Here is a 21,780-nt window from a genome sequence, read left to right as displayed (position 1 = left end):
AATGAATGGATTCGCCTCGAGCGGGTAGAGGGGCCGCCGTCAGCATCGCGTCGAGTGGGGTACGCGTAAGCCAGCGCCCAACTTTACCAGGAATCCGCCCCTCGCGCGCCCCCAACTTTCGCGAGCGCGCACCAGTGGTGCTCCGCAGGACAGGGCGCGTGAGTTCATTGCCTCAAGAACCATGCAACGGCGCGCATCCGCCCCCAAGACCATGGGACAATGGCCGGTACCATGCCGAATCAGCCTGAGATCCTGCAGCCGCTCGCGACACCCGCCGAGCGCATCCGCAACTTTTGCATCATTGCGCACATCGACCACGGCAAGTCCACGCTGGCCGACCGCATGTTGCAGCTGACCGGCTCGGTCGAGGACCGCGTGATGCGCGCCCAGTACCTCGACAAGATGGAGCTCGAGCGCGAGCGCGGCATCACGATCAAGTCGCAGGCCGTGCGCATGCCGTGGCACACCGACGACGCCGGCGACTTCATCCTCAACATGATCGACACCCCGGGCCACGTCGACTTCTCGTACGAGGTGTCGCGCTCGCTCGCGGCGTGCGAGGGCGCGATTCTGCTCGTCGACGCGGCGCAGGGCATCGAGGCGCAGACGCTCGCGAACCTCTATCTCGCGATGGAAAACGACCTCGAGATCATTCCGGTGCTCAACAAGATTGACCTGCCGGCGGCCGATCCTGAGCGAGTGTCGCTCGAAATCTCGAACCTCATCGGCGGCGACCCCGCCGACGTGCTGCGCGTCTCGGGCAAGACCGGCGCGGGCGTGCCCGAGCTGCTCGACCGCATCGTCGAGCGCATCCCGGCCCCGGCAGGCGAGAAGGATGCGGCCCCGCGCGGCCTCATCTTCGACTCGGTCTACGACACCTACCGCGGCGTCATCACCTACGTGCGCATGGTCGACGGCTCGATCCGCGCGGGCGAGAAGATCAAGATGATCTCGACCGGCGCGACCCACGACCTGCTTGAGCTCGGCGTTTCGGCGCCCGAGCCGAAGCAGGCGAAGGGCCTCTCGGTCGGCGAGGTCGGCTACCTCATCACGGGTGTGAAGGATGTGCGCCTCTCGAAGGTTGGCGACACCGTCACGGCCGCGAAGCACGCGGCGAGTGAGGGCCTGCCCGGCTATGTCGACCCGAAGCCGATGGTGTTCTCGGGCCTGTATCCGATCGAGGCCGGCGACTACACCGACCTCCGCGAGGCGCTCGACAAGCTCAAGCTCGAGGATGCGGCGCTCAGCTACGAGCCCGAGACCTCGGTCGCGCTCGGCTTCGGCTTCCGCGTCGGCTTCCTCGGCCTGCTCCACCTCGAGATCATCACCGAGCGCCTCCAGCGCGAGTTCGACATCGACCTCATCACGACGGCGCCGTCGGTGACCTACGACGTCGTGACTGAGGACGGCGAGACCCACCACGTGACGAACCCCTCGGAGTTCCCCGAGGGCAAGATCAACGAGGTGCGCGAGCCGATGGTGAAGGCGTCGATCCTCGTGCCGAAGGACTACATCGGCAAGGTGATGGAGCTGTGCGAGCAGCGCCGCGGCCGACTCGAGTCGATGGACTACCTCTCGGAGGAGCGCGTCGACCTGCGCTACGTGCTGCCGCTCGGCGAGATCGTCTTCGACTTCTTCGACCAGCTCAAGTCGCGCACGCAGGGCTACGCCTCGCTCGACTACGAGCCCGTCGGCGACCAGGCCGACGACCTCGTCAAGGTCGACATTCTGCTGCAGGGCGAGAAGGTCGACGCGTTCAGCGCGATCGTGCACCGCGACGCGGCCTACAGCTACGGCACGATGATGGCCGAGCGCCTGCGCAAGCTGATTCCGCGCCAGCAGTTCGAGGTGCCCATTCAGGCGGCCATCGGCGCGCGCATCATCGCCCGCGAAACGATCCGCGCGATCCGCAAGGACGTGCTTGCCAAGTGCTACGGCGGCGACATCAGCCGCAAGCGCAAGCTGCTAGAGAAGCAGAAGGAAGGCAAGAAGCGCATGAAGATGGTTGGCCGTGTCGAGGTGCCGCAGAACGCGTTCATCGCGGCGCTCTCGGGCGACGTCGAGGAGTCGAAGAAGTAGCGGCGGCGCGACCCGGCCACGCTGGGTCGCGCGTCACGCGTGCTTGGTACCGTCTGCCGCATGCGACTCGGCATCGATTTCGGCACCACGCGCACCCTCGTCGCGCTCGTCGACCGCGGGAACTACCCGGTCGTCGGCGTGGAAGACGCCCTCGGCGACCCGCACGAGCACATTCCGTCGGTCGTTGCGCTCGCGGGTGACCGCATGGTGTGCGGCTGGGATGCGCTGGCTCAGCCGGGCGCGCACGCCCGCTCGTTTAAGCGCCTGCTCGGCACGGCGGATGCGTCGGCGAGCACGCCGGTGCCGATCGGCGACGAAACGCGCCCGCTCGGCGAGGTGCTCGCCGCGTTCGCCGCGCACGTCGTCGAGCAGCTGCGCCAGCATCCGCTCGTGCGCGACCGCGAGGCGAGCGGCGACCGCGAGCTCGAGGCCGTCGTCGGCGTGCCGGCGAACGCGGGCAGCGCGCAGCGCCTGCTCACGCTCGACGCCTTCGCCCGCGCGGGCGTGCACGTGCTCGCGCTCGTCAACGAGCCGAGCGCGGCCGCGTTTGAGTACAGCCACCGGCACGCGCGCACGCTCAATTCGCGGCGCACGGATGTGGTGGTCTATGACCTCGGCGGCGGCACGTTCGACGCGTCGCTCGTGCGCATCGACGGCGCCGAGCACGAGGTGCGCATGACCTCGGGCGATCCGCACCTCGGGGGCGACGACTTCGACGAGCGACTCGTTGAGCTCGCGCTCGGCGCGGGGGAGCGGCCTTCGGCTCTCGCGCCGGCCGAGCGCGAGCTACTGCTTGAGGAAGCGCGCACCGCGAAGGAGCGCCTGACGCCGCAGACCCGCCGCCTGCTGCTCGAGCGGGGCGACGACGACGTCATCGTGCCCGTCGCCGACTTCTACGAGGCAGTGACCCCGCTCGTCGAGCGCACGATCGCCGTGATGGCACCGAGCATGGCGGCCGCGGGCGCCGAGGCCGACGATCTCAGCGACTCCGACATCGCCGGCATCTATCTCGTCGGGGGCGCGAGCGCGCTGCCGCTTGTGCCGCGCCTGCTGCGCGAGCGCTTCGGCCGCCGCGTGCACCGCTCGCCGTACCCGGCCGCATCCACCGCGATCGGCCTCGCGATCGCCGCCGACGCGAAGTCCGCCTACTGGCTGCGCGACCGTTCGTCGCGTGGCATCGGTGTGTTCCGCGAGCGCGAGGGCGGCCGCGCGGTCGACTTCGACGTGCTCGTCGAGGCCGGCGACGCCGTGGCCGGCGCGACGACGACGCGCGAGTACCGGGCCGCGCACAACGTCGGCTGGTTCCGCTTCGTCGAGTTCACCCGCGCCGACTCGGGCGTCGGCAACCTCACGACGCTCGCCAAGGTGCTCGTGCCGTTCACCGCCGAGCTCGCCGCGCGCGAGCAGGCGGATGCTGTGGCCGAGCCGCTCGCGCAGGTGCCGGTCGAGCGACGCGAGGGCGGCCCGCTCGTGCGCGAGGAGGTGTCGATCGACGCGAACGGCATCGTGACGATCACGCACGAGATCCCGGAACTCGGGCTGCGCAAGGTCTCGCGGCTGCGCGGCGACGCGAGCTAGCGACCTGGCCGGGCTCGACCCGGCCCGAGGCTAGACGCGCACCCCGACGATGTCGTGCGGCGGGCGCCCGGCCAGCTCGCCGCGCTCTTCAAAGTGGGTGAGCAGCCGGCCCTCGTAGCGCGGCGCGAAGCCGCCGCGTTCGGGCTCGCGGTCGGCCGCATCCGGCCGCTCACCGAGGTGCGGGTTCGTGAAGAACTCCGACGCCTCGATGACGTCGCGCATCTGCCAGGCGTAGTTCTCCCAGTCGGTCGCGAGGCGCCAGGTGCCGCCCGGCTCGAGCACGCCCGCGATCGTCGCGGCGAAGAGCTCGTTCACGAGGCGGCGCTTGTGGTGGCGCGCCTTGCGCCAGGGGTCGGGGAAGAAGGTCCACACCTCGTGCGCGAGGGGGTTCGCCGAGTTCGGATGCGCGGGGTCGCGCCGCCCGGTCGTGCGCCCGGTGCCGTCGACGCCGACGCCGTAGCCGCCCTGAACGTCCTCGTCGGCCTGCGCCACCTCGAGGCCGAACACGATCGGCAGCGCCTGCGCCGCATCCGCCTCGATGACCCGCACGTTGTCGACGCCCGCGCGCGCGAAGTTGCCGACGCAGCGCGCCGCGCCCGGGTGCCACGCCTCGAAGGCGAGGAAGTTCCAGTCGGGGTGCTGCTGGGCGGCGTGCGTGAGTTGTTCGCCGTTGCCGGGGCCGATTTCGACGACGAGCGGCGCCTCGCGGCCGAACTCGGCGCGCAGGTCGATGCGCGCATCCGCGGCGATCGTCGCGATCGTTGGCCCGGCGGGAAAGTCGATGAGGTAGCGCGGGCCGTGCTGCTCGAGCACCTCGTCGAAGTCGCGCGACATGCGATTGTGGCCGCGCATCGAGAACGAGCGCACGCGAAACTTCGCGCGCGAGCTCGCCGACGACTTGCCGGTGCCGGCGTGGTCGGCGGGCTCGGGCTGCGATTCGGTGGCGTCAGGCTGTTCTGGCATGACACCTATTGTCGCGGCAACGCGCCCGGGGCGTGAACCCGGCACGACGAGCCGCCCCGCCCCACCCGGCCGCGCCGCGTGTTTCCGGGGGCGGACTCGGCCGGGCAGCACGGCACGCGGTACCCTGGATGCCGTGACTGCAGCAAATCCCTTCGGCCAGGTTCTCGTCGCCCTCATTACCCCCATGGACCACGATGGGGAAGTTGCGTGGGACGACGTCGAGCGACTCGTCGACCACCTCGTTTCGAACGGTGCCGACGGCATCGTCGTCTCCGGCACGACCGGTGAGACTTCGACGCTCACCGACGCCGAGAAGCTGCAGCTCATCAAGGTCACAAAGTCGGTGGCGAACGGCCGCGCGAAGGTGATTCAGGGCGGCCCCTCGAACGAGACCGCCCACGCGATCCAGCTCGCGAAGCAGTCGGCCGAGGCCGGCGCCGACGCCGTCATGGCGGTCACGCCGTACTACAACAAGCCGACGCAGGCAGGCCTGCTCACGCACTTCCGTATGGTCGCCGACGCAACCGATCTGCCGATGATCGTCTACGACATCCCCGGCCGCGCGGGCGTGCCGGTGAAGCGCGAGACCATTCAGCGCCTCGCGAAGCACCCGAACATCCTCGCGGTGAAGGACGCCAAGGGCGACCTCGCCGAGGTGTCGCAGGTGCTCAACGAGACCGAACTGCTCTATTACGCCGGCGACGACGCGATGGCGCTGCCCGAGCTCGCGATCGGCGCGACCGGGCTCATCGGTGTCACCGCGAACATCGCCCCGCAGCCGTACCGCACCATCATCGACGCCGTGAACCGTGGCGACCTCGCCACGGCGACCGCCCAGCACAAGCTTCTCGAGCCGCTCGCCCGCGCGACCATGACGCATATCCCCGGCACCGTCTCGACCAAGTACATCCTCCACGGCCTCGGCCGCATCTCGACGCCTCGCGTCCGCCTGCCCCTCGTCGGGCCGGAGGAGTGGGAGGCCGAGATGATCGAGAACGACATCGCCAAGGTGCAGGGCCTCGACGGCATCGACTTTTCCAACTTCCGCCCGGATCGCAACGCCGCCGCAGGTGGCGCTCTGCCGAAGATCGCGGGCACGACGCGCTAGGCGTCATCCCACCGCGACCGCGCCCGCCGGGCCATCCCGCGCATCCTGCGGTTGCCAAACCGACAGGTAACTATGACAAACGAAATAACTGAATCAATCCCGGTGCAGCTACCGCCACTCGCCCGCGACACGATGCGGATCATCCCGCACGGCGGTCTCGGCGAGGTCGGCCGCAACATGACGTCGTTCGAGCTCAACGGCAAGATCTTCATCATCGACGTCGGCGTGCTGTTCCCCGAGTCGACGCAGCCCGGCGTCGACCTGATCCTGCCCGATATCGAGATCATCCTCGATCGCCTCGACGACGTCGTTGGCATCTTCCTCACTCACGGCCACGAAGACCACATCGGCGGCGTGCCGTACCTGCTCAAGCGCAAGCCCGACATTCCCCTCATCGGCTCGCCGCTCACCCTCGCGCTCGTCGAGGCGAAGCTCAAAGAACACCGCATCACGCCGTACACGCTCACGGTGCACGAGGGCGACGTCGAGGAGTTCGGCCCGTTCCGTGCTGAGTTCTGGGCCGTGAACCACTCAATTCCCGACTCGCTCGGCGTGCACGTCACGTCGAAGGCCGGCAGCTTCATCCACACCGCCGACCTCAAGATGGACCCGACGCCGATGGATGGGCGACTCACCGACCTGCGCGCGCTCAGCCGCTTCGGTGAGCAGGGCGTCGACCTGTTCCTCTGCGACTCGACGAACGCCGAGGTTGCGGGCCACTCGGGCTCCGAGATGTCGGTCGCCCCCGCGATTAACGAAGCCGTCCGCACGAGCACGGGCCGCGTCATCGTCTCGAGCTTCGCGAGCCACATTCACCGAGTGCAGCACGTCATCAACGCCGCCGCCGCGAACAACCGGAAGATCGCGCTCGTCGGCCGCTCGATGGTGCGAAATATGGGCATCGCGCTCGACCTCGGCTACCTGCATGCGCCCAAGGGCCTCATCATCGACTACAAGAAGGCGCTCGACCTGCCGCGCGACCGCGTCGTGTTCGTCTGCACCGGCTCGCAGGGCGAGACGCTCGCGGTGCTCAACCGCATTGCGCAGGGCGACCACGCGATCGAGGTGGGGGAGGGCGACCGCGTCGTGCTCGCCTCGAGCCTCGTGCCGGGCAACGAGGTGCCCGTGTCGAACATGATCAATAACCTCATGAAGGCTGGCGCCGACGTGGTGCACAAGGGCAACGCCCGCGTGCACGTCTCGGGCCACGGCTTCGCCGACGAGCTGCTCGCGGCGTACAACGTCATCAAGCCGAAGTACGCCATGCCGGTGCACGGCGAGTTCCGCCACCTCACCGCGAACGCGAACATCGCCGTCAAGTCGGGGGTCGACCGCGACCACACGATCGTCACCGAAAACGGCGGCGTCATCGACCTCGCCGGCGGCGTGCCGAAGAAGGTCGGCGAGGTGCCGGTCGGCTTCGTCTACGTCGACGGCAAGACCGTCGGCACCGTCACCGAGGACGACCTCAAGGACCGCCTCGTGCTCTCCTCCGAGGGCTTCATCTCGATCTACACCGTCATCGACCCGGCCACCGGCAAGATCATCGCGGGCCCCGAGTTCCACGCCCGCGCGTTCGCGCCCGACGACCGCGTCTTCGAGCCGCTCGTGCCGCAGGTGCGCAAGGCGCTCGAGGATGCGCTCGATGACGGCGTGCGCGACACCTACCGCCTCTCGCAGGCCGTGCGCCGCGTCGTCGGCCGCTGGGCCGGCACGAAGCAGCGTCGCCGCCCGATGATCGTGCCCGTCGTTACCTTCGCGAACACGGGCGAATAACGCCCGGAAGGCAATTCTCGGCCACTCCGTGGTAGTGCCGGGGCGCGCTCGCGCCGCGGCACTACCCTGGTAGTTATGCCGAATACTGCCTCCAACCGTGGGAAGAAGGGGTCCGGGTCCAACTCCACCCGCTCCCGCGGCACCGCGAAAAACGACACCAAGGTCCAGTTCACCAACGAAGAACTGGGGCTCGGCGCGCGTGCCTGGAACGGTTTTGCCCACAGCATGGGTGGGGCCGCTCGGGCGCTCGGACGCGACACGCTCGCGAAAGAAGACCGCCGGGACACCTTCCCGACCGCCCTCGTGCTGCTCGGCATCATCGGCGGCGTCACGCTCTGGTTCTTCCCCGGCAACGTCATTGCCGAAAACCTCAACGCCTTCAGCTTTGGCGGCCTGTTCGGCCTCGTCGCCTACGCGATGCCGGTCGTGCTCGTCGGCCTCGCGCTCTGGCTGTACCGGCACCCCGCATCCGTTTACGACAACGGGCGAGTGTTCACCGGGCTCGCGATGGCGCTGTTCAGCGCCGCCGGCATCTGTCACCTCCATGCGGGCCAGCCCCAGCCCGCCGAGGGGATGCCCGCGCTCGCCCGCGCCGGCGGCATTTTCGGGTGGATGGTCGGTGGTTCGCTCGGCTTCATCATCACGATGATCGGCGCGACGATCGTGCTCGCGCTCATCTTCCTCCTCTCGCTCTTCGTGCTCACGAAGACCCCGCCGCGGCAGTTGCCCGCGCGCATCGTCGAGGGCTGGAACTGGCTCGTCGGCGCCGAACGCCCGGCCGAGGCGAAGGGGCAGGATGCTCCTGCCGAGCAGGATGCGCCGACCCGCAAGCTCGCCGACGACGACGTGCCGTGGTGGCGCCGCAACGACACCGGGCGCGAAGAAGACCCGGCCTACGACACCCCGCTCGTCGACCCGAATGATCGCGAGGGCACCGAGGCGACGAAGGTGCTCGACACCGAGGCGAAGGGCCGTAAGGGGCGTAAGCGTCGCCGCCGTGACGATGCGACCGAGGTGCTCGGCCTCGAGGTGTTTGACGAGGTGCAAGCACCGACCGACGGCTCGGCACCGCAGAACTTCGGCGACCCGGCCCCGCTCGAGAATCCCACCGAGGTGCTGCCGCCGATGCGCGGCAACACCGCGCCGGTCCCCGAGGCGCCGAAGCGTTCGGCACCCGCCGCCGCATCCGCCTCCGCCCCGGCCCCCGTTCCGGCACCGGCGGCCTCGAGCGAGCCGAGCGAGGCCGACGCGCTCGCGGCGGTCGAAGAGGATGAGACGGCGAACTGGGACACCCGGGCCGAGCCGAGCGACGAGCAGGCGGCCTACCAACTGCCCGCCACGCGCATCCTCGAACGCGGCGAGGCGCCGAAGTCGAAGACCGAGGCGAACGAGTCGACCATCGAGGCGCTCAACCAGACCTTCAAGTCGTTCAACGTCGATGCGCAGGTCACCGGCTTCTCGCGCGGCCCGACCGTGACGCGCTACGAGGTCGAGGTGGCGCCCGGCACGAAGGTCGAGAAGGTCACGAACCTCTCGAAGAACATCGCCTACGCCGTGCGGTCGAACCAGGTGCGCATCCTCTCGCCGATCCCCGGCAAGTCGGCGATCGGTATCGAGATTCCGAACACCGACCGCGAGACGGTGCAGCTTGGCGACGTGCTCGCCTCGCAGAAGGCGCTCAAGGCGCACCACCCGATGACGATCGGCGTGGGCAAGGACGTCGAGGGCGGCTTCGTGCTCGCGAACCTCGCGAAGATGCCCCACCTGCTCGTCGCCGGTTCGACCGGTTCGGGTAAGTCGAGCTTCGTGAACTCGATGATCGTCTCGCTGCTCATGCGCTCGAAGCCCACCGAGGTGCGCATGGTGCTCGTCGACCCGAAGCGCGTCGAGCTCACGCCGTACCAGGGCGTGCCGCACCTCATCACTCCCATCATCACAAACCCGAAGAAGGCCGCCGAGGCGCTCCAGTGGGTCGTGAAGGAGATGGAGATGCGCTACGACGACCTCGAGAACTTTGGGTTCCGGCACATCGACGACTTCAACGCGGCGATCCGCGCCGGCCAGGTCGAGGTGCCCGAGGGGTCGAAGCGCAAGCTCAAGCCCTACCCGTACCTCCTCGTCGTCGTCGATGAGTTGGCCGAGCTCATGATGGCCGCGCCGCGCGACGTCGAGGACTCGATCGTGCGCATCACGCAGCTCGCGCGCGCCGCGGGTATTCACCTCGTGCTTGCGACGCAGCGCCCCTCGGTCGACGTCGTCACCGGCCTCATCAAGGCGAACGTACCCTCGCGCCTCGCCTTCGCCGTCACGAGCTCGACCGACTCCCGCGTGATCCTCGACCAGACCGGTGCCGAGACGCTGATCGGCCAGGGCGACGCGCTGTTCTCGCCTCAGGGGTCGAAGCCGATTCGCGTGCAGGGCGCGTGGGTGAGCGACAAGGAAATTCACCAGGTCGTCACGCACGTGAAGTCCGAGGCGAAGCCCGAGTACCGCGCCGACGTCACCGCGCCCGCCGAGAAGCGCGAGATCGACTCCGACATTGGCGACGACCTCGAGCCGCTACTCGCGGCCGCCGAGCTCGTCATCACCTCGCAGTTCGGCTCGACCTCGATGCTGCAGCGCAAGCTCCGCGTCGGCTTCGCAAAGGCCGGGCGGCTCATGGACCTGCTTGAGTCGCGCGAGATCGTCGGCCCCTCCGAGGGCTCGAAGGCACGCGATGTGCTGGTGGCGCCCGACCAGCTCGCCGAGGTGCTCGCGATGCTGCGGGGCGACGGCCCGCCGCCGGCCGCGCCCTCGGGTGACGACGACGAGGACGACCCGTACGGCGACGACCCGATCGAGGCAAAATACGACGGCCTCGAGGTCGTTGAGTCCTCAGAATCCGAAGACGCATGGGAGCTGACCGGTCGTGACTGACCCCCGCAACGCCGCCGAGCGGCCCCGCATTTGGCGCCGCGGCGACGGGCCGGTGAGCCCTTGGGCGGTGCCCAACCTCATCACGATGGTGCGCATCCTGTTCGTGCCCGCGTTCGTGTGGGTGATGCTCGCGGACGCGGGCGAGCACGGCCCCCTGCGCTGGGTCGCGCTCGCGCTGTTCGTCGTCGGCATCAGTTCGGATGCGGTTGACGGCCACCTCGCGCGCAGCCGCAATCTCATCTCCGACCTCGGCAAGCTGCTCGACCCGATCGCGGACAAGGCGCTCACCGGGGCGGCACTGATTCTGCTCAGCGTGCTCGCCGAGCTGCCGTGGTGGGTGACGATGCTCATCCTCGTGCGCGAGCTCGGCATCACCGTGTGGCGGCTCATCGAGGCTCGCCGCATCGTGCTGCCCGCCGGCCGCGGTGGCAAGCTCAAGACCGTGCTGCAGGCGATCGCGATTTCGCTCGCGATCGCGCCGTTCCCGGCGCTGCTCGGCGAGTGGATGCACTGGGTGAACGGCGCGTTCATGACCGCCGCATTCGTTCTCACCATTTGGTCGGGAATCGACTACCTCGTGCGGGCATACTGGCCAAAGAAGCACGACGGTGACGCACCGTCGGCCACGGCAGCGGGGGAGCAGGCATGAGTGATTCATCCTCGAGCAACGACGGGACCCAGCCGGTCGACACCGAGCACGCCGAGTACTGGGAGGCCGAGGTGATCGACCCGATCAACGTCGAGGGCGACGCCCAGGCGGTGCCGCTGCCCGAGGGGGTCGGGGCCGCGTCCATGCCGTCGGAGCCCGCCGAGGTCCCGACCGACGATGCGATGCCGCCGCTGCCCGCGGTGCCAGCCGAGATCAACGTGATTCCGGCCCAGACTGCCGAGCTCGGCCGCGTGCTCATCGAGGCAGGTCTCACCATTGCGGTCGCCGAATCGCTGACCGGCGGCGAACTCGCCGCCGAACTCGTGCGCGTGCCGGGCATCTCGGCGTCGTTCCAGGGCGGCACAGTCGCGTACAAGTTTGCGGCAAAGCGGGAGTTGCTCGGAGTCGAACGCTCGCTGCTCGCGGCGGCCGGCGCCGTGCATCCTGAAGTTGCGCAGCAGATGGCCGCGGGTGTGCGCAGGCAGTTCTCGTTCAAGGGCGAACGCGCGGTCGACATCGGCATCTCGACGACCGGCGTAGCCGGGCCCGACCCGGCGGCCGACGGCCAGCAGCCCGGCACGGTGTTCGTCGGCATCGACTCGATCTTCGGCGACCGCGTCGTGCAGCTCGACTTCAGCAACCTCGTGCGCGACGACGACCCGGTCGGCTCGCGCCACCGCATCCGCATCGCCACGGTCGAGGCCGCGATCTTCAATCTGCTCGAACACCTGGCCGAAGCGCCGCGACGCTGAAAATTTTCCGAGCGAGCTGACGTGATCGGGAATGCGCACGATCAGTTCATGGTTATACACTTCATGGTTCGTGATCCATGCGAGCCAACGAACTTGAGGAAGGGAGGTTCCGTATGGTGCTAGTTCGACACGAAATGGGCGAGGTGCTGCGGGACGTCCGTCTACGCCGCGGCGACACACTCCGACAGGTGGCAGGCCGTGCATCGGTGGCGCTCGGATATCTCTCCGAGATTGAGCGTGGGCAGAAGGAGGCCTCGAGCGAGATTCTCGCTTCGGTCGCTGAAGCTCTCGACACACCGCTGTCGACGATCTACCACGAGGTTGGCAACCGCCTCGCGAAGAGCGAAACGCTCATCGCGCGCGAACGCCAGCTGGCGCAGGTGCAGCAGGTTATTCCAGACACCGTTCCGGACAACCTGCTCAACGGGCCCGCTCGTCACGAGCAGGCAGTCTCGACGCACTAACCCGAGCTACCGCTCGGCCCCGATCAGCTTTGCTGCTCGGGGCTGAGTTCGTTTTCCTGGGCGGCGTGGCCGCGGGTCGATAGGCTGGTGGGTATGCGATTGAGCGAGTTTCAGCGAGCGGTCCGCGACGAGTTCGGCGAGGCCTACGGGGCGTCGGTCGTGCGCGACGTCGTGCTCGGCCCGCTCGGCGATCGCACCGCGAAGCAGGCGCTCGACGAGGGCGAGGATGCGCGCGACGTCTGGCTCGCGCTCTGCGCCGCGATGGATGTGCCGCGCAACCGCTGGTACGGCGTGGGCCTGCTGCCGCCCTCGAACTAGGCGGTCGCGGCCGGCTGCTCGGTGACCTCGGCCGTGGCCACCCGGCGGCGCCGGACGAAGCCCGGCCTGTCGACCGGCACGGATGCGGTGACCGAGCGCCGCGTCGTCCACGGCCAGGTCATGAGCGCCAAGACGATCGCGACGAGCAGCAGCTCCCAGAGCACGTAGATCGGCCACGGGCCGAGCGCGTCGAGCAGCGAGATGCCGCGCGGCGGGTGCGAGAGGTAGCCGTAGTTCGCGCCCGTGATCGCGTTGACGATCATCGCGATCGCGGCCCAGGCGCAGGTGATGAGGTACGCGAGCACGAAGCCCTTCCAGGTGGGCCGATACCCCGCGCCCCAGATGAGCACGAACGGCACGAGGAACACGGCGACGTGAAGCACCCAGTAGAGCGTGAACTCGAGCGTCGGGTTGACGAAGTAGTTGAGGTCGGGCGTGAGCACCGACATGAGGTTGAGGGTGAGGCCCCAGAAGTACGAGACGAGCACGGCCCACGGGGTGCGGGTGATGAGCGCGATCGCGGCGAAGATGCGCAGGCCGTCCGAGAAGTGGAACGGGAGCGACTCGTTGAGGTTCCAGTTCACGGGCAGGAAACCCCACGCGAGCCAGAAGACCGCGATGGTGAGCAGTACCCAGCCCGAAACGGTGAGGATGCGCTCGAACCGCTCGGTGCCGTTGGCACGCCGCGCCCATGCGGTAAGTACGACGGCAAGCACGACAGTGGTCGCGAGCACGACGAGGTGTTCGGCACCGTATGCGGTCATGTGGCCGATTGGTTCGGGCGCCATGGTCACTCCTGCAGGTCTTGTCCGGCTTGCAGCACCAGCCTAGGCGGGCGCGGCGGGGCGGATGCGCGTTCGCGAGATTCGAAAGTTGGGTGCGACACGCCCGCGGATGTTCGAAACATTGTTCGAGCCGGTGTAGTGTCAACCGTGCGAGCTGTGGAGTGGATCTTTTCCACAGGCAGGGGAGCGACTTCGGTGCATGTCGGAGGCGCGACCTAGCCTGACGGCATCAGGTTCGAAACCCGGTCGCAGCCCTGTCGAAGTGCTCTACATCAGCGCAAGACAGCCTGTGGGCAACAACATACCGACTCCAAGGAGCACCCAAAATGGCAGCACCAAAAGACCGCGAGAAAGCACTCGAAAGCGCACTGACGCAGATCGACCGCCAGTTCGGTAAGGGGTCGGTTATGCGACTCGGCAGCGAAGAGCGCGCCCCCGTTGACAGCATCCCTACCGGCTCGGTCGCGCTCGACGTCGCGCTCGGCGTTGGCGGTCTGCCCCGCGGCCGCGTCGTCGAGATCTACGGCCCGGAGTCGTCGGGTAAGACGACGCTGACCCTGCACGCAATTGCGAACGTGCAGCGCGCGGGCGGCATCGCCGCGTTCATCGACGCCGAGCACGCGCTCGACCCCGAGTACGCGAAGAAGCTTGGCGTCGACATCGACCAGCTGCTCGTCTCGCAGCCTGACACGGGTGAGCAGGCGCTCGAAATCACCGACATGCTCGTGCGTTCGGGCGCCGTCGACCTCGTCGTCATCGACTCGGTCGCAGCGCTCACCCCGAAGGCCGAGATCGAGGGCGAAATGGGCGATGCCCACGTCGGCCTTCAGGCCCGCCTCATGTCGCAGGCCCTGCGCAAGCTCACGGGTGGCCTCAGCCAGACGAAGACCACCGCCATCTTCATTAACCAGCTGCGTGAAAAGGTTGGCGTCTTCTTCGGCAGCCCCGAGACCACCTCGGGTGGTAAGGCACTGAAGTTCTATGCCTCGGTGCGCCTCGACATTCGTCGCATCGAGACGCTGAAGGACGGCGGCGACGCCGTCGGTAACCGCACCCGCGTCAAGGTCGTCAAGAACAAGATGGCCCCGCCCTTCAAGCAGGCCGAGTTCGACATCCTCTTTGGCGAGGGCATCTCGCGCGAGGGCTCGCTCATCGACTTCGGCGTCGAGCACGGCATCGTCACCAAGTCGGGCTCGTGGTTCACCTACGAGGGCGACCAGCTCGGCCAGGGTAAAGAGAACGCGCGTCGCTTCCTCAAGGAGCACGACGACGTCGCGCTCGAGATCGAAGACAAGATCCTCGTGAAGCTCGGCGTCCGCCAGGGCGCCGAGGCCGAGGCTGACGAGCCCGTCTACGACGAGGCAACCGGCGAGATCATCGAACGCATCGCGTAGTTGATTCCGGGGCGGGCATGGTCATTCGTGACGATGCCCGCCCCACTTCGATGCGTCGAACGATGACGCATCGACGCGTTCGCCCACATCTCACGGAAGGTGTTCTTAGATGACCAACGATCCGAACCGCGGCGACGACGGGCTCGCCCCGGTCATCGCGTTCCCCGGCCGCCCCGCCGCGGCCGCCGATGCCGCCCCTGAGGGTGCTGGCGGTGGCCTCAGCGAGGCCGACAAAGCGACACAGCTCGACCGGCTGCGCGCCCGCATCACGAGCGTCGAGCAGGGCGCATCAGAGCAAGCAGCCGAGCTGGGCGACGCACCCCGGTCGAACGTCACGGCGCTGCCGTCGGCGTCGCTATCGCAACAGGCCGTTTCGCCAGACTCCGCGCCGTCGCAGCCGGCGCCGTGGGGTGCCCGGCAGTCTGCGAAGTCTGCGGGTCCGCGATTCGCGCCAACTGATGACGACGACGCACAGCCCGCTGGCGGCGATGAGGTTCGTCGCGGCACGCAGACTGGCGCGGGCGCCTGGGCGCGCGGCCGGGGCGGAAAGCGCGTGGGCTTCAGCAATGCCGAGCCCGACGAGGGCGCCGAGACAACCCCGCCGCTCACCGGCGAGGAAGCGATCGAAGACGGCGTGCAGCGGCTCACGCGCGTGCTCGCGCGCAGCCCGAAGTCGGCGCAGGAGTGCGACGCGCACCTGCAAATAAACACCGAGCTTGACGAGGCGCAGCGCGGCGAGGTGCTCGACCGCCTCCGTGGCTACGGCTACCTCGACGACGAACGCCTCGCCGAGCAACTCGTCACCGGCAAGCTCGCCCGCAAGGGGCTCGGCCGCGCCGGCATGGCGCGCGAGCTGCGCCAGCGCGGGCTCGACAGCGACATCATCGACGACGCGCTCGAGTCCTCCGACTCGAGCGAGTTCGACCTCGCTCTCGAGCTCGCGACGAAGCGGGCGCGCAGCCTGAGCGACCTCGACCCCGAGGTCGCCCGGCGTCGCCTCTATGGCTACCTCGGCCGCCGAGGCTTCTCGGGCTCGGTCGTGAGCCAGGTCGTGCACCTCGCGCTGCAGCCACCCAAGTCGTCGGGGCCCCACTTCAAGTAGCACGCTGCGGCCATCACGAGGCCGTCGCCGGCGCGAGCTCGAGCCGACCGTGCTGCCACCGCTCGCGCAGCCAGCGGTCGTGCGAGGCGATCACCACCGCGCCCGGGTAGTCCTCGAGCGCGGCCTCGAGCTGCGACACAAGCTCGATCGCGAGGTGGTTCGTCGGCTCGTCGAGCAGCAGCAGCGCGGGCGGCTCCGCCACGAGCGGCGCGAGGGCGACGCGTCGGCGCTGCCCATACGAGAGCTTGCCGAGCGGGCGCTCCGACGCCGCCGCATCCAGCAGCCCGAGTTCCTCGAGCGAGGGGGCGCGCCCGGGGTGCCGCAGCGAGCGCCTGTACGCCTCCGCGGCCGTGACCGAGAGGTCGGACCACTCGTCGTCCTGGCGCAGCATGCGGATGCTCCGGCCATGCTGGGCCTCACCCGAGCTCGTCGGCACCGTGCCCGCGAGCACGCCGAGCAGCGTTGACTTGCCCGCCCCGTTCGGCCCGGTGACGAGCAGGCGGCTGCCTGCCTCGATCTCGAGCGAGATCGGCGCGAGGCGACCTCGCACGCCCGCCTCGGTGAGCTGCGCGAGCATCCCCTCGCCCGTGACGCTACCGCGTGCGAAGCCCGCAAAGCTCAGCGGCCGCGGCGGCACCGGCACCGGCGTGCGATCGAGCGCGTCGAGGCGCGCCCGCGCCTGGCGAAGCCGGCCACCGACGGTCTTCGCCGCGCGATCCGACTCGAACTTCGCGTTGATGCGTGAATCGCCGCGCGGCTGGTCGGTGTGGAAGATCTCGCGCGCGTCGACGTCGATGACGTGCGCAAGCCGGGCGCGCTCGGCCTGCTCGTCCTCGTACTCGCGCGTCCACCGCACGACGTCGCGGCGTCGGGTCGCGAGATATTGGGTGAGGTTGCCACCGAAGCGGCGCCCGCGCACCATGCCGTGGCGGATCCCCTCCTCGGCCGGCGTCGGGTCGAGGTCGATGATCACGGTCGCGACCTCGTCGAGAAAGCTGCGGTCGTGCGAGGCGAACAACACCGGCCCGCGCCACGCGCGCAGCTGCGTCGCGAGAAACGCGAGCGCCTCCGCGTCGAGGTGGTTCGTCGGCTCGTCGAGCAGCAGCGCCGTCGGTTGCTCGAGCAGCAGGGCCGCGACCGAGAGCCGGTGCCGCTGCCCGCCCGAGAGCTCCGAAATGGGGCGGCCGCGATCGAGCCCGCCGAGCTGGAGGCCGGCAAGCACTGTCTCGATGCGCGCGTCGAGCTCCCAGAGGCCGAGCTGCTCGGCCGCATCCAACAGCCGCGAGTACCCGTCGGCCGCGGCCGGATCGCCCCCGGCGAGCGCCACGCCCGCGGTCTCGAGCTGTGCCTCGAGCTGGCGGATGGGCGCGACGGCCGCCGCGACGACCGCGTCGATCGTCGTATCGCCGGGCAGCTCCATCTCCTGCCGCAGGAAGCCGAGCTCGGCTGGGGCCGTCACGTCACCGTCGGCCAGCTCGAGTTCGCCCGCGAGCGCTGAGAGCAGCGTCGACTTGCCGGCGCCGTTCGCGCCGATGAGGCCCGCCCGCTCGCCGGGGCTAACGCGAAGATCGAAACGGTCGAGCACGCGCCGCTCGCCACGGAGCACCGTGAGCTCGCGCGCCTGCAGGTGGGCGCCCTTGTGGTGCGTCGAATGAAGAGTCGTTGAGTGGGTCAATTGCCTGTGCCTTCCGCGCAGTGATCGCGCGTACGTCGGCGCGATGCGCCAATCGAGAAGGTTCGCCGGGCCTGCCCGAACAGGGCGCCGCACACGAACCGAGACACTAGGAAATCTTCATAATCGGCAACCTTAGGGCAGCCGAACGCTGAATACAATGCCGCCGTCCCGAGGTGCGGTCGGGACGGCGGCAGTGGTCGCGCGGTACATCGTCGACCGCGAGGAGCTGGACGCGATCCAGGACGGCTTCAATGTCGGCACAATCGGGGACTGACCAGCGAGCATCGCCTCGTGTCAGGGATCGGCACGGGGTGATGCTCGCTGGGTGGTATGAGTCCGTGCTTCCTAGTCAGGAGATGGCGTCGTCGGTACGGGGTCGTGACGTCGTGCCGTCGAGTTCTGGGACGAGCCCGAAGTCGGTGAGGAGTTGTCCGATCTGAGTGTGGTCGAGGTGTTTGATGATGCGGTTGCCGACGAATTTCGGGCCGGGCAGCTCCACTTCCTCGCCGTCGCGGAGGCGCGAGGTGGCCTTGAGCAGGAACCTGAGATCGTAGGTTGAATTGAACACCTCCGGCACGCCGCGATCAATGCCCAGCAGCTGGTATGCGGCCTCCATCCCAGTACGCACCGAGTACTCGGTGGTGAAGATCGTGTCGCGCGTGGTTTCGGCGAACTGGCCGATGAACGCGAAGTTCACTGCGCCCTCAGGCACCACATCAGGGCGGTCACCGCTGGTGCGTGGCATGAAGAATGAGGTGACATAGGGCATCATGACGGGCACGGTCTTCGCCCCGTTTGCTGCGAGATCCGGGATTTCCTCGACGGGTACGCCGAGGTGATAGAGCCATTCTTGGGTGATCTCTTCGCCCGTCGAGTCCTGCATTGTCTTGCCGGTGAAGTCGCCGGGCACGTCCACGAACAGGCCGTAGATCCAGACGACGATCTCATCGGGTGCTTGCGCTTTGAAGTGGGGTTGGCGGTTGACTGTCCAGCTGAGCAACCAGGACGAGTCTTTCGCGGTAACGATGCCACCGGTGACGACGTTGCCCGAGAACGGGTCGCGCTTGGCGATCTTCTCGATATACCTCGGGATCTCAGGCCCGATGGTGGTGACGGTCGCTGACTCCCATTTGGTCTTCGGGATGTCGCTGGCGAACACCTCGGGCCGGCCGAACGAGGGGTGCTTGGCCGCGATGCGTCGCCACAGGTCCCACGCCGGCGCGGGACCTTCGTCGAGCCGGGCGGCAGAGTGGTGCGTTCCGTCGTTGGAGTTCTCTGTGAGCGAACCGATCGTGGCGAGCACCAGGTCGTCGGGGCCGAGGTCGACGCCGCCAGGCACGCCGTCATTCGTCCAGTGGATCCGGGTGGCCTGCTTGCGGTCGCCGTCGAAAGAGAAGTCGATGTCAGTGACTTCAGTGGAGAACTGGAACCGCACACCTTGATCCACGAGCCACCGATACATGGGGAGCACGAGCGATTCGTACTGGTTGTACTTCGTGAACTTCAGCGCCGAAAGGTCGGGGAGTCCGCCGATGTGGTGCACGAAGCGGTGCAGGTAGAGCTTCAACTCGAGGGCGGAGTGCCAGTTCTCGAACGCGAACATGGTCCGCCAGTAGAGCCAGAAGTTGCTGCTCAGGAAATCTTCACCGAAGACCTCGTCAATGCGCTTCCCTTCCATCTCCTCACGCGAGGCGAGGAAGACCTTGACCATCTCCTTCTGAGCTTGCTCGCTCAGGCCAAACTCGTTGTTGGTGGCGAACTCCTCGCCCTGCCGGTGAGTAACCCGGTTGAGTGAGTAGTTCGGGTCGTCCTTGTTGAGCCAGTAGAACTCGTCGAGGACGGAGCCGTCGACCTCGAGCGACGGGATGGTGCGGAACAGATCCCACAGGCACTCCATGTGGTCCTCCATCTCGCGTCCGCCGCGGATGACGAAGCCTTTCTCTGGCTTCTTGATACCGTCCAGCGCGCCGCCGGGCAGGTCGAGGCGCTCGAGGATGGTGATCTTCTCTCCGGGGAGTTGCCCGTCTCGGATCATGAACACCGCCGATGCCATCGAGGTGAGCCCTGCGCCGACGAACCACGCGGTCTTGTTCTCGACACCCTCGGGCTTGCGGGGGCGAGCGAAGGCTTCGTAATTTCCGCTGCTGTAATACATCTGTTGTGCACGTCCTCTCGTGAAATGTTTGGCTGCTGGACTGGGGTGAGTTGTAGGTGTGCAAGCGCATGTCGGTGGCGACACCGAGCTTGCCGTGGTCGAGGTATCCGCTCGTCAGTCAGGCTGCGAGTGTCTGGGCCTCCTCTCTGTCGCCGGGGTGTGGTGCAGCGCGGCGCAGGGTGTCAGACAGCGACGCTTCGAGCGCGAAGATCAACTCCATGCCTTCTGCCCGGAACTTGGCGTCGTGTGGGCCGAAGGGTAACGCCCGCTGATAGGCAGCACTAGTCGCCGGCACCCGTGTGGCAGCGGCGACGAGCGGGCACAAGCGGTCGAAGATGGCGGCGGCAGGATCCACCGTGGATGCCGCCCGCGCGGCGCCTTCAGCTCTCGACGACCGGAGTGCCTCGTTGTAGACCATGAGCATCAACTCGCTCCCGGTCGCCGCGGAGCGGAATAGGATGCCGGCCCCGACCCCAGCCGCTGCCGACACCTCCTGCGTTGTCACCCCCGAGAACCCCCGCGCACGCAGAAGGTCAGACGCGACGCGAAAGATCTGCTCTCGCTTGAGGCGCATGTTCTGCTCACGACGGGACTCGATTTCCCCTCCGCCTGCACGATGTCCGTGTCCTGACAGCTGCGGCGTGAAGCTCACAAGACTGAGCGTACTCAGTTTTCTGAAGGGCGCATGGGAGAGGCGCACGCCCGGAATGGTCGACCCCAAACGAGCTCGAGGTGGCCTCCTGCGCGGCGCGCACCAGAGAGCTGCAACCCGCACAGCGGCTGCAAAGCAGCTGGGCCGGTTCACGTCGTCATCATCGGCAACGGCCGGCCACACTCGCGCTGCACACAATGCCGCCGTCCCGAGGTGCGGTCGGGACGGCGGCAGTGGTCGCGCGGGGCTGTGGGGCTACGCGAGGTGCGGCGCATCCCACAGGTTGAGCTTGGTGCCGAGACCCTGCTTGAGGGCGTTCTCGTACACCGTCTTGCCCCACGCGACGTCTTCGACGCCCATGCCGCCGACGCTAAACAGCACCGGCTGCTCGGGGAATTCGCGGCCCTCGGCGGTGCCCTCGAGCACGTCACCGATGTTCACGACGCGGGCCTCGTCGAGCTCGCCGAGTTCGATCAGGTCTTGCCAGTAGAGCCCGATCATGCCGAACGCGGTTTCGTGTGAGGGAGCCGGATACTCCTCAGCCCACGCCTCGTAGATCGCCTTCGCGTCGGCCACGAGGCGGGCCTTGCCGCTGAGCGTGTAGTCCTTGTCCATCTTCAGGTTCGCCGGCAAGCTGAGGAACGCGCCGGGCTTGATCCAGTCGCCGTTGATGTACGGGTAGTTCTCCGAGCCGACGAGGCCGGTGACCGCGACGCTGACGATGTCCGACTCGCGCACGGCCTCCTCGGCAGTGTCGACGACCTCGATCGTCGTGAACTGGGGGAAGTTCTCGCGCACGAAGCCGGCGAAGCGCTCGGAGGTGACGCGGCGGCGGCCCTGGATGCGCACGGTGGTGAGGCTCGGGCGCACCTTGACGAAGGTGTCGAGCGCCGACTTGTTCATCGCGCCGGGACCGATGAGTCCGATTGACTCGGCATTCTCCGGGGCGAGCTTGCGCGCGGCGGCGCCCGGCACGGCAGCGGTGCGGTAGGCGCTCTCGAGGTTCCCCGACATAATCGCGAACGGCGCGCCCGTCGTCGGGTCGTTGAGCACGATGAGGTGGATCGAGCGCGGCAGGCCCTGCTCGCGGTTGTCGATGTTCGAGCCGTACCACTTCACGCCGGCGACGTCGAAGCGGCCGCCGAGGTACGCATCCATCGCCATGAAGCGGCGGTCGGCCGCGTCGGTCGGCATCTCGGGGAAGGGTGAGCTCGCGGGGAACGTGATCATCGCCCCGTGCGAGTTCGCGGTGTTGCCCGCCATGCGGTACGCGCCCTTGGCGACGAGCACGAGCACCTCCTCCATCACGTCGATGCAGGCGTTGATGTCGGTGACGCCGGCGGCGATCATGTCGGGTTCGTTGAGGTAGAGCATGTCGATGCGGGTGGACGAGGTCATCGGGAAATCTCCTGAG

General features: G+C 68.1%; 17 protein-coding genes. 11 read left to right on the top strand and 6 right to left on the bottom strand.

Going from position 1 to position 21,780, the window contains the following annotated elements:
- Positions 1-231: 231 nt before the first annotated feature.
- Entirely contained in the window at positions 232-2,079 is a 1,848-nt protein-coding gene (lepA, locus tag M3M28_RS08440) for a translation elongation factor 4 (RefSeq protein WP_249386036.1), read from the top strand.
- A 60-nt stretch (positions 2,080-2,139) separates the two neighbouring features.
- Positions 2,140-3,657 carry an Hsp70 family protein gene (locus M3M28_RS08435; RefSeq protein WP_249386035.1) on the top strand — a complete coding sequence of 506 codons (1,518 nt, stop codon included), beginning with the start codon at positions 2,140-2,142 and terminating at the stop codon, positions 3,655-3,657.
- A gap of 30 nt (positions 3,658-3,687) precedes the next feature.
- Here the strand turns inward: M3M28_RS08435 and trmB are convergent, their stop codons facing one another.
- Positions 3,688-4,620 carry a tRNA (guanine(46)-N(7))-methyltransferase TrmB gene (gene trmB, locus M3M28_RS08430; protein ID WP_249386034.1) on the bottom strand — a complete coding sequence of 311 codons (933 nt, stop codon included), beginning with the start codon at positions 4,618-4,620 and terminating at the stop codon, positions 3,688-3,690.
- A 184-nt stretch (positions 4,621-4,804) separates the two neighbouring features.
- Here trmB and dapA point away from each other — a divergent pair, with 184 nt between their 5' ends.
- The 7 genes from dapA to M3M28_RS08395 all read left to right on the top strand — a co-directional run bounded on the left by dapA (position 4,805) and on the right by M3M28_RS08395 (position 12,603).
- Complete coding sequence (dapA, locus tag M3M28_RS08425; protein ID WP_249388030.1) at positions 4,805-5,728, top strand: 4-hydroxy-tetrahydrodipicolinate synthase; 924 nt, start codon at positions 4,805-4,807, stop codon at positions 5,726-5,728.
- A gap of 72 nt (positions 5,729-5,800) precedes the next feature.
- Positions 5,801-7,504: a ribonuclease J gene (locus M3M28_RS08420; RefSeq protein ID WP_249386033.1), complete on the top strand. Its 1,704-nt coding sequence runs from the start codon at positions 5,801-5,803 to the stop codon at positions 7,502-7,504.
- A 75-nt stretch (positions 7,505-7,579) separates the two neighbouring features.
- Positions 7,580-10,420, top strand: coding sequence for an FtsK/SpoIIIE family DNA translocase (locus M3M28_RS08415; RefSeq protein WP_431193838.1), 2,841 nt, complete (start codon positions 7,580-7,582; stop codon positions 10,418-10,420).
- Complete coding sequence (gene pgsA / locus M3M28_RS08410) at positions 10,413-11,069, top strand: CDP-diacylglycerol--glycerol-3-phosphate 3-phosphatidyltransferase (protein ID WP_249386031.1); 657 nt, start codon at positions 10,413-10,415, stop codon at positions 11,067-11,069. The genes M3M28_RS08415 and pgsA overlap by 8 nt, the downstream gene beginning before the upstream one ends.
- Positions 11,066-11,821, top strand: coding sequence for a CinA family protein (locus M3M28_RS08405; protein ID WP_349305325.1), 756 nt, complete (start codon positions 11,066-11,068; stop codon positions 11,819-11,821). The genes pgsA and M3M28_RS08405 overlap by 4 nt, the downstream gene beginning before the upstream one ends.
- Before the next feature lie 113 nt (positions 11,822-11,934).
- The gene (locus tag M3M28_RS08400; RefSeq protein ID WP_125107227.1) at positions 11,935-12,285 is read left to right on the top strand and encodes a helix-turn-helix domain-containing protein; all 351 of its coding nucleotides are present in this window, start codon (positions 11,935-11,937) and stop codon (positions 12,283-12,285) included.
- A gap of 93 nt (positions 12,286-12,378) precedes the next feature.
- Complete coding sequence (locus M3M28_RS08395; RefSeq protein WP_249386030.1) at positions 12,379-12,603, top strand: DUF3046 domain-containing protein; 225 nt, start codon at positions 12,379-12,381, stop codon at positions 12,601-12,603.
- Here M3M28_RS08395 and M3M28_RS08390 read toward each other — a convergent pair.
- Positions 12,600-13,367, bottom strand: a complete 768-nt coding sequence (locus M3M28_RS08390; protein ID WP_249386029.1) for a YwaF family protein — start codon at positions 13,365-13,367, stop codon at positions 12,600-12,602. The genes M3M28_RS08395 and M3M28_RS08390 overlap by 4 nt on opposite strands.
- A 347-nt stretch (positions 13,368-13,714) precedes the next feature.
- Between M3M28_RS08390 and recA the strand changes: the two genes are divergently transcribed.
- Together recA and M3M28_RS08380 are read left to right on the top strand one after the other, a co-directional pair.
- A complete protein-coding gene (gene recA / locus M3M28_RS08385; protein ID WP_193127934.1) occupies positions 13,715-14,782 on the top strand; it encodes a recombinase RecA in 1,068 nt (355 codons plus the stop codon).
- 109 nt (positions 14,783-14,891) lie between these two features.
- A complete protein-coding gene (locus M3M28_RS08380) occupies positions 14,892-15,884 on the top strand; it encodes a regulatory protein RecX (RefSeq protein WP_249386028.1) in 993 nt (330 codons plus the stop codon).
- Positions 15,885-15,897: 13 nt separating this feature from the next.
- Here the strand turns inward: M3M28_RS08380 and M3M28_RS08375 are convergent, their stop codons facing one another.
- The 4 genes from M3M28_RS08375 to M3M28_RS08360 all read right to left on the bottom strand — a co-directional run bounded on the left by M3M28_RS08375 (position 15,898) and on the right by M3M28_RS08360 (position 21,764).
- A complete protein-coding gene (locus M3M28_RS08375; RefSeq protein ID WP_249386027.1) occupies positions 15,898-17,559 on the bottom strand; it encodes an ABC-F family ATP-binding cassette domain-containing protein in 1,662 nt (553 codons plus the stop codon).
- A gap of 349 nt (positions 17,560-17,908) precedes the next feature.
- Positions 17,909-19,714: an oleate hydratase gene (locus M3M28_RS08370; protein WP_249388028.1), complete on the bottom strand. Its 1,806-nt coding sequence runs from the start codon at positions 19,712-19,714 to the stop codon at positions 17,909-17,911.
- A gap of 118 nt (positions 19,715-19,832) precedes the next feature.
- Positions 19,833-20,366 (bottom strand): TetR/AcrR family transcriptional regulator, encoded by a 534-nt coding sequence (locus tag M3M28_RS08365; RefSeq protein WP_249386026.1) that lies wholly within the window; start codon positions 20,364-20,366, stop codon positions 19,833-19,835.
- A gap of 255 nt (positions 20,367-20,621) precedes the next feature.
- The gene (locus M3M28_RS08360; protein WP_249386025.1) at positions 20,622-21,764 is read right to left on the bottom strand and encodes a tyramine oxidase subunit B; all 1,143 of its coding nucleotides are present in this window, start codon (positions 21,762-21,764) and stop codon (positions 20,622-20,624) included.
- Positions 21,765-21,780: the final 16 nt, after the last annotated feature.

Origin of the sequence: Gulosibacter sediminis (assembly GCF_023370115.1) — a bacterium.
GTDB lineage: Bacteria > Actinomycetota > Actinomycetes > Actinomycetales > Microbacteriaceae > Gulosibacter > Gulosibacter sediminis_A.
Note: the sequence above shows the minus strand (reverse complement) of the source record. Positions and strands in the feature narration are given on the sequence as shown.